We start from the raw sequence: 10,779 nt of genomic DNA, 5'->3' as shown, positions 1-10,779 counted from the left end.
AGGAGGTCGAGGGAGGGGCCGGTCGGGGCGGTGAGCGAGGCGATGATGCGGCGACCCAGCGGACCGGCCTGATGCGCGGCCATGTAGGGCGGACGCGTGAAAACGTCGAACAGGGCCGCGTGGAGGGCGCCGACCCGCGCGATCGAGGCGGCATCGGCGCGGCCCCAGCCCACGTCGCGCGCCGGCATGCCTTCGGCATATTGCAGGAGCAGCACCTGCGCGATGCCCGACGTGCGGCGGATCGGGCCTTCGAGGTCGATGCCGTGGCCGTCGCGGGACGGTTTGACCGCGGCGGCCGGGCCGGGGCTGCAGGTGGGTTGTTTGCAGCCGAGGATATGGTCGAGATCCTTCAGCGCCGCGGCGTGGCGCTGCACCAGGCGGTCCATCCCGCCGGTATAGGCGTTGATCGACGCGATCGCCTGGACGGGATCGAAGCCGGTGGTGTCGGCGCGAAGCGCTTCGAACAGGGGATCGACCTCGCCGCTGGCGCGGTGGCCGATGGCGAGGTCGCAGCCCGGCGCGAAGCCGTCGGCAAAGGCCTTGCCGCTGTCGATCGTGCGCGGGCTGACATTGGTCCAGATGCTGACCGCCCCGGCCGCGGGGCAGCCGCGGGCGGGCAGGACGCCGAGCCCGGCCAGCCAGATGCGGTCGGCCGCACCGCGGACTTCCATCGAGCGCATACCGTGCGGCGTCATCTGTTCGGGAGCGACCGGCCATCTGGGCCAGGGTGCGGCGGTCAGCGTGCCATCGGGTACCTCGCCCCCCAGTGGCGCGCGGACGCCGTGGCGCATCACCATGACGACGCGCTCCACCCGCTCGCGCGCGGCCGCGGGGGCGGCGGGCAGGAGCGCGGAGGCGAAGGCGAGCAGCGCGATGGCCCGGCGGGCCGTGGTGCGGATCGTCATGGCCCCTCCCCTCACATTGTTCGCCATTTCTACGTCGCCCCCCATTTTCACATCGTCATCGTAAGGCTGAACTGGAAGACGCGACCGGTCTTCATGTACCCGCCGGCGCGATCGGGGGCGATGTAGCGCTCCCCCTCCCCCACCGTCGCCCATAGTGCGTGCTGGTCGAGCAGGTTGCGTGCCGACACGCCCAGTTCGAGATGATCGGTCGCGGCAAAGGCCAGGCCGAAGTTCAGCTCGCCCACCGGTTGCAGATAGATGTCCGGCTGGCTGTCCTGCACCGTGGTCAGGATGCGGCTGGTGCGGTTGTACCAGAGGTTCGCACGCACCGGCCCCGCGGCATAGAACAGCTCGGCATTGTAGATGAGATCGGGCGCCTGCGGCAGGCGGCTGGTGCGGATGTCATTGGCGGCGATCTGATAGGTCGCTTCGGTGTGCTGCCAGGTGACGTTGCCGCCAATCCCCAGCCCTTCGAGCATCGGCGAGCCCACCATGTCGCCCAGCGTGAAGCGGCCCGATGCCTCGATACCCGTCGCCTTGCCGCCGCGGCCATTGGCGGGGCGGACGAGGATAATGGTCTGCCCGCCCGCCTGCTGCGACCCTTGCGCAAAGGAGCGGGTGCCGGTGGGTACCAGGATGTTGCTGAGATCCTTGTGATAGACCGCGATCTGCGCATAGCGCCCTACCCCGCCATAATATTCGAGGCCGAGGTCGTAGCTCCACGCCTCGACCGGCTTCAGATCGGGATTGGGCTCGGTAATGGTGACCTGGGTGCCGCCATTCTCGCTGCTGCGCCGGGTCGGCCCGGCAAGCTGGTCGAACGCCGGGCGGGCATAGCTGGAGCGCACCGCGCCGCGCACCACCCAGTGCTCGTTCGGGCGCCAGGCGGCGAGCAGGCTGGGATCGAGATGGTCGTACCTGCGCCCGCCATTGACGAAGCGCGCGGTGGCGTCCTGCCCCTGCCAGAAGCGCGCCGAATAGGCGTTATCCTCGTAGCGGATGCCGGGCATGATCTCGAACGTGCCTGCCTCCAGCGTGGCGGAGGCGTAGATGGCCTTGCGCGTCTCGTTGCCGTCGAGCAGCCCCTGGTTGATCGTCGCGGCCGGCACCGGCACCTGGGCGGAGAATTGCGCGGCCTGCGAATCCAGCTGGTTGCGCGACAACACCTTGATGGCGCGGGGCGGATAGTAATCGAGAAAGTCCTTGAGGACGTAGCCGAGATACTGGTTGACCGTCGGCCCCGCGAAAGGCCCGGCCTGAAGCGGCGTCTGGAAGCGGAAGCGCGTAGCGTCCGACGCCAGGGTGCGGCCGGTGCGATCCGAATCCTCGTACAGCCCGCCCACTTCCAGCCGGCGCAGAATAGCGGTGCCGTCCCAGCCGATGCTGCCGCGCAGCGTCTTCTTGGTTTCGGTCAGATAGTCATAGCCCTGCTGGACATAAAGCTGGCTGGGCCGGTCGAGCGATCCGACATAGCCGACCGCACCGGGCGACAGCACGGGGCGCGGCGATTTCGGGTCGGACAGGTCGACGGTCAGCCCCTCGCGCGCCGTGCCGGTCTGGCCCGGCGTGCCGATGTACGAGATGCCGCGGAACGCCGCCTCGATGCGGCGGGGCTGGTCGAAGCGACCATCGGCATAGGCACCCTCCAGGGCGGCGGTGAAGCCGTTCCAATGCGCCCTGGCGCCGATCTGGGCCGAGAACAGCTCCTGCTCGATATCCTCGGTGCGGAAATAGCTGGCCGGGTTGATGCCATAGGGGGTGTAGAGGCCCTCGGCATTGTAGCTGCGATTGCCCGCCCGGTTCGGATTGGGGTTGGTCTGGCCGGTCGTGACTTCGTTGCGTAAGGCGGTCTGGTTCATCGTGTTGGTGTTGCGATAGGTCGCGTAATTGACCCGTGCATACAGGTCGAGCGGTTCGGTGCGGACATCGAACGCGCCGGTCGCGCCGTAACGCTTGATCGCGTTATTGTAGAAATTCCACTGCACGCCGTCCGCCGACAGCGCGTCGGCATTGGCGCGCGCCGTGCCGACGCCGAAGCGCGTCGTCTTGTAGTCGTTCTGCACCGCGGTCGATTCCGCCGCGTTGGCGCGCTCCTCGTAATAACCCGCCACATAAAGGCCGAACTGGTGGTCCGCACCGAAGCGGCGTGCGGCGTCGAGGCCGATGGCCCCGCCCCAGCCCTGCTGTTCGCGATCGATGGCGAGGTCGGCGCCCTGCGCCAGCACGCGGGCGCGGGTGAAGCTGGTGCTGAAGTCGAAGGCGGTCGGGGTGCGCAGGTCGATGATGCCGGCGATCGCGTCGGCATCCTTGGCGGCGCCCGGCGTCTTGTCGACGGCAAGGCCGCCGATCGCGAAGGGCGAGAACAGGTTGAGCGAGATGGCACGCGAGCTGCCCGCGGTCTGCGGCAGGCGCAGGCCGTCCAGCGTATAGGCGTTGAAGCCGGTGTCGAAGCCACGGATGGTGGCGAACTGCGCCTCGCCGGTCGCGCTCTGGTTGCGGCCCTGGTCGCGGGCGACCGAGACGCCGGGCAGGCGGCGGGCGAGATCGGTGACGTTGGTCTGCGAATTGATCGCGACGTCGCCGGTGGTGACGATGTCGGTCACGCCGATCGCGCTGCGCTCTTCGGACAGGGCGCTGCGGTCGCGGCGACCGTTGACGACGATGTCGCCGGTCAGGGCCTCGCTGATCGATCGGCCCGCCTCGGATTGCGGGGTGCCCTCCCCCACCGCCGGCGCCAGTGCCTGCGCGGTCGCCGCGACCGGTGCAAAGGCCAACGCGCCGACCAGCGCCGATGTGGCGCACAGCAGGTGCCGTGCAGGCGCACGAAGACGACGCTGCCGGAAATCCGGCAACGGGAGAGCAATGAACATGATTCCCCGCAATATTATGGTGTTTTGTGCGATCTTCGTCGCTGATCGGCCGACTAGGCGGGATTTAAGTAGATTTTATTACGGTAATGAACCGTCTGGTGGCGGCGTCACTGCTGATGATGCCGTGGCGGGATTGCCCCGGACCCTTGCATGATGTCGGGTTTTGGTAGGATTTTACCATTTATTCAGTGCCCTGCCCTGTGTCGCAGTGGCAGAGCCGGCTTGGCGGGCGCAATACTCGTTGGGCCCCCTCCCCCCCCCCGGGCCTCCTTCGGCGATGTCGCTCAGAGCGTGGCGATCAACCGTTCGGCGGCATGTGCCGCGGCGCGCGCGCTGGCGGCCAGATTGGCCGTGAAATCATCGGCGCTGGCGCCGTCCGCATCGTCGGTCGTCGCCTTGATCGCAGCCCAAGGAATGCCGAGCAACGCAGCCGTTTGCGCGACCGCGGCGGTTTCCATATCGACCAGCGTGGCGCCGAGCGCGTCGCGGACGCGCGCGGCATGGACGGCGCATTCGACGAACAGGTCGCTGGTCGCGATGCGCGCATGGGGCAGGCCGAGATCGGGCAGGTCGGCCGCGCGAAACGCCTCGACGCGGGCGGGACCGATCGGCCAGCAGCCGGCGGTATAGTGGGTCAGGCGCTCGTCACGCATCGCACCGAAATCGGCCTGCACGGCTTCGGTGATGAGGAAAGGCCCCCGCCCCACCGCACCAAGGCTGCCGGCGGTGCCGATCACCAGCAGATGCTCGGCACCGTGAGTGTGGACGAGCGTGGCGGCCGCGGTCGCCGCGGCAACCTTGCCGATGCCGGCACAGGCGAGGAACAGCGCATGGTCGGCGGTCTCGATCCGCTCGACGGGCAGAGGGGGGCCGCCCAAAGTCGCACGAGGTGCGTGGGGCAGAAGCGCGGCCAGTTCTGCCCGAACCCCGCTGACGATCCCGATCCGCATGGTCGTTGCTCCTGCCCGCCGGCGTCTGGCGTGCCATATTGCCGGGCTGTTGAACTGTTAAAAATCAAGGCTGGCGATGTGCACACCTGCACGGCGTCAATAATGCAATTGGTTGCCTGTGCACGGCATCACATGTGGGAAGGTGCAAGGCCGGCACGCTATGGGCAGGCCCCCACCCCGACCCGTCACGATCGACCGAACTGGCGCTCCGCATCATATTTGGCGACGAGGTCGGCGATCGCCTCGGCGAGTAGTTCCTGATGGCTGCGGCGCGTGCGCGCGGCGAGGACGCGAAACGCCTCCGCGCTGGGATCGGCGGGGTCGAAATAAGCACCGAGATGATATTTGCCCGGCCGCTTGCCGCCCGTTCGTGCGGCTGCCGGCTTTTCGGCGGGGGCAGGGGAGGGGGCGGTGGCATCGTCGCTCGCCGCGGGCGGTGTCGGTGCCGGAACGGCGGGTGCCAGCAGGGATGTACGTCGTGCCATGCCTTCAGGCCTTCGCTCTTGCAGGTGTGCAGTTGTTCACTTCATCAAGCACGAACTTCAACAGCATTGCAACTTCCTGCGCCGCCTTGCCCTTGGGCTCATGCTCGGTGACGCCCAGGCCATAGGGCCAGGCGGCGCGAAAGGCGCTACGCTCGCGCATGATGGCGGGCGCGACCTGAAGGCCGGTCGCCTCGGCCAGCGTCCGTGCATCGCTCAGCAGCGTCGTGGCGGTGGGCGGCGCCGCGTTCAACACCACCGATCCGCGCCGGCCGGTACTGGCGATCAGCTGCGCGGTGCGCTTGATCGCGTCGAGGTCGATCAGCGAGGGGCGGCAGGGGATCAGCACCAGATCGGCGCGCTGCGCCGCGGCTGCGGCCTCGGTGCCGGCTGCGGGAGGCGTGTCGATGATCGTCAGCCCGAAGCCGCTGGCGGCGGCCGCGTCGATCGCCTGGTCGAGCCGGCGTGCGCTGATCGGCTCGACATGCGGTGCTTCCTCCTGGCGACGCTCGCTCCATGCCGTGGCGCTTTCCTGGGGATCGAGGTCGAACAAGGCGGTCCGGATGCCCGACGCCTCAGCGGCAACCGCCAGGTTCACGGCCAGTGTCGACTTGCCGACACCACCCTTCTGTGCTGCAAAAGTGATAACATGCACGTGTGCACACCTTCATAAAATCCACGCTGGTTTTATGAAATAAATCAGGCCGGCACAATTGCAGATCATCCACCTTCGGCGATGATAGTGCCACGCGGGCTGCGATCGACATCGTGCCGGCAGACGAGGCGACCGTGGCGCCGTTGCCGCAGGCAGGCATCCTTGAATGACACGTCGTCGTGGAACGCAGCATCTTGAAAGCGGGCGGATAGCCGGGCATTTTCAAGGCTATGCGAATGCACGGCGTTTGTTGTCCTGCCAGATAAGGCGCATCGATTGATTCCACGCGTGCTATTTGCACGTCGGTCCTGATAAGGTGGCTGCATGCTCAAAACACGGATCAAACGACAGGCTGACCAGGGTGAGCGCGCGCGCAAGCGCCTCGCCCAAATCGAAGCGTCCATCATCTCCTTGAACGACGAAGATTTGCTGGACCTTGCCGATATCTTCAAGACACAGGCGGGAACGCCGTTGGTCGAGACGGCTGCGGCCGAAATGCAGAGGCGCAATATCCGGCTTTGACCGGACTGTCCGGCCGGTGACGACCGGGCATGATGTGCCGCCTATAATGGAACGTCATGTAATTCCGGGTGGCTGGTCCATGCCCCTGCGTCATGCTTCCCTCCGAATGGAGGGGGCGATGGCAATCCCGGCGCTCTTATGCTTCAGCCGAGGTCAGCCACCGATTGAGGCCATCACCGGCCGCGGTACCCTTTGCCGCACCTATAGCGGTTCGATCTGCCCCAGCGCGCCATCGTGATTGTCTTTAATCCGAATGGCGCCGATCTTCATCGTGCAGGCCATACCCGACCGATCCGCACCGGAACACGTTGGCTTATCGCTGATAGCGGCATCCCAACCCGACCGATGACCGCTGGACACCGGTGTGCATGATCCATAATGTAACGTTGTAACGTAACATTATGGATCATCAGCATGGCCCTTTCCTCCGGCTCCGATCGGCGCCTGCCGGTCACCGTTCTGTCCGGCTTCCTTGGTGCCGGTAAGACGACCCTGCTCAACCATATCCTCGCCAATCGCGAGGCTCGGCGGGTGGCGGTGATCGTCAATGACATGTCGGAGGTGAATATCGATGCCGACCTCGTTCGGGGAGGCGAGGCGGCACTGTCGCGCGCCGAGGAAGCACTGGTCGAGATGACGAATGGTTGTATTTGTTGTACGTTGCGGGACGATCTGCTGGCCGAGGTACGGGCGCTCGCAGAGGCGGGGCGGTTCGATTATCTGGTGATCGAGTCCACCGGGATTTCCGAGCCTTTACCGGTGGCTACCACCTTTTCATTCCGCGACGAGGCCGGCGTTTCGCTGGGCGACGTCGCGCGGCTCGATACCATGGTGACGGTGGTCGATGCGCTCAATCTGCTCGCGGATTATTCGAGCCAGGACTTCCTTGCCGATCGCGGGGAGACGCTGGGCGCGGATGACAGGCGCAGTCTGGTCGGCCTGCTGGTCGAGCAGATCGAGTTTGCCGATGTGGTGGTGGTCAACAAGGCGTCGTCGGTATCCACCGAACAGCTCGCCACGGTCAAGAAGCTGGTCGCCAGCCTGAACGCGGATGCGGTGATCGTGGCGGTGGACCGGGCGCAGGTCGACCTCGGCCTGGTCCTCGCCACCGGGCTGTTCGACGAGGAAAAGGCGGCGCGTCACCCGCTCTGGGCCAAGGAGCTGTACGGCTATGCCCATCATCAGCCCGAGAGCGAGGAATATGGCATTGAAAGCTTCGTCTATCGGGCGCGGGCGCCTTTCGATCCGGCGAAGTTCCATGGCTTCCTGACAGGCGGTGGCCTCGACCATGTGGTGCGCGCCAAGGGGCATTTCTGGCTGGCGACGCGACCCGACTGGGTAGGGGAGCTGGCGGTGGCGGGCAGCCAGACGACGAGCGCCCGCATGGGCCGCTGGTGGGCCGCGGTGCCCAAGCATCACTGGCCCGACGATGGCCAGTTCGAGACGTTCGTGGCGAAGCATTGGGACCCGGTCTGGGGCGATCGCCGGCAGGAACTGGTGTTCATCGGGATCGGCATGGACGAGGCGCGTATCCGGCAGCGGCTGGACGCCTGCCTCGTCCCCGCCGCTGCGTTCACGCCGGGGCTCTGGACGGGCTTGCGCGATCCCTTTCCCGCCTGGGGCGAGCGGCAGATGGAGGCGGCGCAATGACGGTCGCGGCGATGGAGCGGCTGGTGGCGAGCGGCGTGGATCGTGCCGCGCTCGACGGGATCGCGCGGGCCGAGACCGCGCTGGCGATCTGGTGGCGGGAGGTGCCGGAGCGTCTGCGGGACGGGTTGGCGGCGCTGGACCTCGACACCATCGACGATGTGCGCATCGAGGTGGCTGCCGGGGCGCCTGTCGACACGGCGCTGTATGCCGCGGCCTATCCCGACGCGGTGGTCGCGCCGCTGGCGGCGGATATCGAGGCGCTGGTGCTGCGCCATGCCGCGCTGACCGGCGAGGACCGGTTGAAGGTCCGGCTGGAGGTGATCGAAACCGACGCCTGTCGCCGCTTTCATGCCGATTACGTCTCGCTGCGGCTGTTGTGCACCTATGTCGGTCCGGGCACGCAGTGGTGCTGCGCCGACCAGCCGGACGCGATCTGCGAGGTGCCGACCGGGGCGGTGGGCGTGTTCAAGGGCCGCCTGCTGCTCGACCCGCCCACCATCCTGCATCGATCGCCCCCGATCGTCGCGACCGGCAGGCGGCGACTGGTGCTGGTGATCGATCCCGCGCCTCCATCCGACCAGCAAGGAGATCCATAATGGCAACCGTCATCGACAAGCCCGTCGGCGAGGAGCGCTCGGCCGCATGGTGCCTGACCGAAGCGGGCAAGGTGTTGCTGCACTGGGCCGAGGCAGTGGGCCGGCGCGACGTCGACGAGGTGATGTCGCTTTACGCGCCCGACGCGATCCTGGTGCCGACGCTGTCCGACGAGGTGCGCGGCCGCGACAGCGACCGGCGTGCCTATTTCGAGACGTTTCTCGCCAATGAAGGGATCGAGTGCGGCATTCTGGTGCAGAAGAAGCGGGTGAGCGCAAAGCTCGGCACCGTGGTCATCGGCGGTCTCTACGACTTCAACATCCCGGTGAACGGCGCGGAGGCCATCGTACCGGCGCGGTTCCTGTTCACCTTTGAAGAGATCGAGGGACGCTGGCGCATCACCGGCCACCATTCGTCCAAGGCGGCCGAGGACGTTTGAAGGGTTGAACGGGTGCACATATGCAATGCTGCACATGTGCACCCGTTCACATCGGCAATCAATGTCGGGAGGCGATCGCCAGGCCGCTGCCGAGCACGAGGGCGTCCTCGACGAAGCCGGTCGCCGTCTGCCCATAGCGGGCCATCGCCGCGCAGCGCAGGCGCCAGCCGGCATAGGAGGAGGCGAGCGCCGTCGCGACCGCGATGGCGGCCCCCAGCACGCGCTTGTCGCGGGGTGCGAGTGCCGCCCCGGCATAGGCCGCGGTGACGCCGCGCACGGCAAGCCCGATCGGCACGATGCGGTCGGGGGCGGTCTTCATCTTGTCGCCCGCCATTTCCGCCGCGGCGAATGCCGCGGTGCCGGCCGCGATCACCGGGTTCAGGAGCAGTTTCTGGAGCGGCAGGTCGGCCGGGATATCGCCACGTCGCGTCGCGGTCGCGATTGCTGCAAGCGGCGTGATGCCGCGCTGGCCGGCGACGATGCCGATAAGGAAGGAACGGATCATGCGCTGACCTCCGGAACAGGGATCAGCCATAATCCGTCAGGATCGATCCGTATCCGGGGTCCGGTGAAAGGATGGACAAAATCATACGCTAAGCCCGACGACCGTCCCGATTGGGATCCCATTGGGAAAGCGGATGGGATGCGTCATTGCGCTATCGCGGTCGCTATGTACGATCGGGGCTATGACCACGACCCTCCTAGTTCCGACCTACCAGCATATGTTGCAAACGCTGTCCGGCTTGCTGGACAAGGCACAGCAGCAAATGCCGGATCGGGCAGAAACCTTGTTGGCCGCACGGCTCGCGCCCGACATGTTCCCGCTCGCGGCGCAGGTCTGCTTCGCTGCCTTCCAAGCGCAGGAGGCGGTGTTTCGTTTGCGTGGCGAGCGCGTTCCCGAATGGCTGGATGCCATCGCAGCCGAGGGGCGCAACGCCGGCAATGCGCGCGGTACGATCGCCGATGCCAAGAAGCGGATCGACACCGCGTTGTCGTTTTTGGCCAACGTGTCGGATGACGGCCTTGATTCAGGCGCTACTCTGCCGATCGCGATCGAGCTGCCGGGCGGCATGACCTTCGACATGACGGGCGAGCAATATGCACGCGACTGGGCGCTGCCCCAGTTCTATTTCCACGTCATTACTGCCTATGCGATCCTTCGCAACCAAGGGATTGAGATCGGCAAGGCGGATTACGTGCCTCACATGTTCGGCTATCTGCGATCGAAAGCAGTCGCCGCATGACATTCACGATAGAACCCATAGGCTACGTGCGGGGCGGCAGGGCCGATCCCATCGACGACGATTGGGGAAGCAGCCGAACGACGATCGAGTTGGACGCGAAGCAGGTTGGAGCCGACGCGCTGGCGGGGTTGGATGCGTTCAGCCACGTCGAAATCATCTTTCTGTTCGACCGGGTTCCCGATGAGAAGATCGAACGAGGTGCGCGCCACCCCAGAGGCCGCGAAGATTGGCCACTCACTGGCATCTTCGCGCAACGTGGCAAGAACCGCCCCAATCGGCTTGGCGTGACTGTCTGCCGCGTGTTGAGCGTCGAAGGCTCGCAGTTGAACGTCGAGGGCTTGGACGCGATCGACGGAACGCCCGTGATCGACATCAAGCCGGTCATGCGCGAGTTCCTGCCTCGCGGCGAGGTTCGCCAGCCAGAATGGGTATTCGAACTGATGGCGGCCTATTGGTAGCCTGAATCCC

The 10,779-nt window shown here is 66.4% G+C and carries 12 protein-coding genes; 6 read left to right on the top strand and 6 right to left on the bottom strand.

From position 1 onward, the window contains the following. From OXR08_RS02695 to OXR08_RS02675, 5 genes are all read right to left on the bottom strand, one after another. Positions 1-905 (bottom strand): histidine-type phosphatase (locus OXR08_RS02695; RefSeq protein ID WP_267347473.1); only part of this gene is annotated, 905 nt, incomplete at its 3' end. 47 nt (positions 906-952) lie between these two features. Beyond that, the gene (locus tag OXR08_RS02690; protein ID WP_267347472.1) at positions 953-3,775 is read right to left on the bottom strand and encodes a TonB-dependent receptor; all 2,823 of its coding nucleotides are present in this window, start codon (positions 3,773-3,775) and stop codon (positions 953-955) included. 284 nt (positions 3,776-4,059) lie between these two features. Then, positions 4,060-4,725, bottom strand: a complete 666-nt coding sequence (locus tag OXR08_RS02685; RefSeq protein WP_267347471.1) for a purine phosphorylase — start codon at positions 4,723-4,725, stop codon at positions 4,060-4,062. A 185-nt stretch (positions 4,726-4,910) separates the two neighbouring features. Next, a complete protein-coding gene (locus tag OXR08_RS02680; protein WP_267347470.1) occupies positions 4,911-5,210 on the bottom strand; it encodes a ribbon-helix-helix domain-containing protein in 300 nt (99 codons plus the stop codon). A 4-nt stretch (positions 5,211-5,214) separates the two neighbouring features. Then, a complete protein-coding gene (locus OXR08_RS02675; protein ID WP_267347469.1) occupies positions 5,215-5,862 on the bottom strand; it encodes a ParA family protein in 648 nt (215 codons plus the stop codon). Between the two features lie 324 nt (positions 5,863-6,186). Here OXR08_RS02675 and OXR08_RS02670 point away from each other — a divergent pair, with 324 nt between their 5' ends. The 4 genes from OXR08_RS02670 to OXR08_RS02655 all read left to right on the top strand — a co-directional run bounded on the left by OXR08_RS02670 (position 6,187) and on the right by OXR08_RS02655 (position 9,067). Further along, complete coding sequence (locus OXR08_RS02670; protein ID WP_112383703.1) at positions 6,187-6,384, top strand: hypothetical protein; 198 nt, start codon at positions 6,187-6,189, stop codon at positions 6,382-6,384. A gap of 414 nt (positions 6,385-6,798) precedes the next feature. Then, positions 6,799-8,034 (top strand): GTP-binding protein, encoded by a 1,236-nt coding sequence (locus OXR08_RS02665; protein ID WP_267347468.1) that lies wholly within the window; start codon positions 6,799-6,801, stop codon positions 8,032-8,034. Then, complete coding sequence (locus OXR08_RS02660; protein ID WP_267347467.1) at positions 8,031-8,630, top strand: DUF1826 domain-containing protein; 600 nt, start codon at positions 8,031-8,033, stop codon at positions 8,628-8,630. Before OXR08_RS02665 ends, OXR08_RS02660 begins: the two co-directional genes overlap by 4 nt. Further along, entirely contained in the window at positions 8,630-9,067 is a 438-nt protein-coding gene (locus tag OXR08_RS02655; protein ID WP_267347466.1) for a nuclear transport factor 2 family protein, read from the top strand. The genes OXR08_RS02660 and OXR08_RS02655 overlap by 1 nt, the downstream gene beginning before the upstream one ends. Before the next feature lie 58 nt (positions 9,068-9,125). Here OXR08_RS02655 and OXR08_RS02650 read toward each other — a convergent pair whose 3' ends face one another. Continuing rightward, entirely contained in the window at positions 9,126-9,572 is a 447-nt protein-coding gene (locus OXR08_RS02650; protein ID WP_267347465.1) for a DUF4126 domain-containing protein, read from the bottom strand. Between the two features lie 181 nt (positions 9,573-9,753). On the opposite strand from OXR08_RS02650, the gene OXR08_RS02645 reads away from it, so the two are divergent. Together OXR08_RS02645 and OXR08_RS02640 are read left to right on the top strand one after the other, a co-directional pair. Continuing rightward, the gene (locus OXR08_RS02645) at positions 9,754-10,311 is read left to right on the top strand and encodes a DUF1993 domain-containing protein (RefSeq protein WP_267347464.1); all 558 of its coding nucleotides are present in this window, start codon (positions 9,754-9,756) and stop codon (positions 10,309-10,311) included. Next, positions 10,308-10,769 (top strand): SAM-dependent methyltransferase, encoded by a 462-nt coding sequence (locus tag OXR08_RS02640; protein ID WP_267347463.1) that lies wholly within the window; start codon positions 10,308-10,310, stop codon positions 10,767-10,769. Before OXR08_RS02645 ends, OXR08_RS02640 begins: the two co-directional genes overlap by 4 nt. The last annotated feature ends 10 nt before the right edge of the window (positions 10,770-10,779 follow it).

Origin of the sequence: Sphingomonas sp. GM_Shp_2 (assembly GCF_026540875.1) — a bacterium.
GTDB lineage: Bacteria > Pseudomonadota > Alphaproteobacteria > Sphingomonadales > Sphingomonadaceae > Sphingomonas > Sphingomonas carotinifaciens.
The sequence above is the reverse complement of the archived record's forward strand: the minus strand, read 5'-3'. Positions and strand labels throughout refer to the sequence as shown.

What these genes read in the sequence shown, in the direction of transcription:
- OXR08_RS02655 (WP_267347466.1), top strand. Translation starts at nt 8,630, where the DNA reads ATGGCAACCGTCATCGACAAGCCCGTCGGCGAGGAGCGCTCGGCCGCA.
- OXR08_RS02670 (WP_112383703.1), top strand. Translation starts at nt 6,187, where the DNA reads ATGCTCAAAACACGGATCAAACGACAGGCTGACCAGGGTGAGCGCGCG.
- OXR08_RS02660 (WP_267347467.1), top strand. Translation starts at nt 8,031, where the DNA reads ATGACGGTCGCGGCGATGGAGCGGCTGGTGGCGAGCGGCGTGGATCGT.
- OXR08_RS02645 (WP_267347464.1), top strand. Translation starts at nt 9,754, where the DNA reads ATGACCACGACCCTCCTAGTTCCGACCTACCAGCATATGTTGCAAACG.
- OXR08_RS02690 (WP_267347472.1), bottom strand. Translation starts at nt 3,775, where the DNA reads ATGTTCATTGCTCTCCCGTTGCCGGATTTCCGGCAGCGTCGTCTTCGT.
- OXR08_RS02665 (WP_267347468.1), top strand. Translation starts at nt 6,799, where the DNA reads ATGGCCCTTTCCTCCGGCTCCGATCGGCGCCTGCCGGTCACCGTTCTG.
- OXR08_RS02650 (WP_267347465.1), bottom strand. Translation starts at nt 9,572, where the DNA reads ATGATCCGTTCCTTCCTTATCGGCATCGTCGCCGGCCAGCGCGGCATC.
- OXR08_RS02685 (WP_267347471.1), bottom strand. Translation starts at nt 4,725, where the DNA reads ATGCGGATCGGGATCGTCAGCGGGGTTCGGGCAGAACTGGCCGCGCTT.
- OXR08_RS02640 (WP_267347463.1), top strand. Translation starts at nt 10,308, where the DNA reads ATGACATTCACGATAGAACCCATAGGCTACGTGCGGGGCGGCAGGGCC.
- OXR08_RS02680 (WP_267347470.1), bottom strand. Translation starts at nt 5,210, where the DNA reads ATGGCACGACGTACATCCCTGCTGGCACCCGCCGTTCCGGCACCGACA.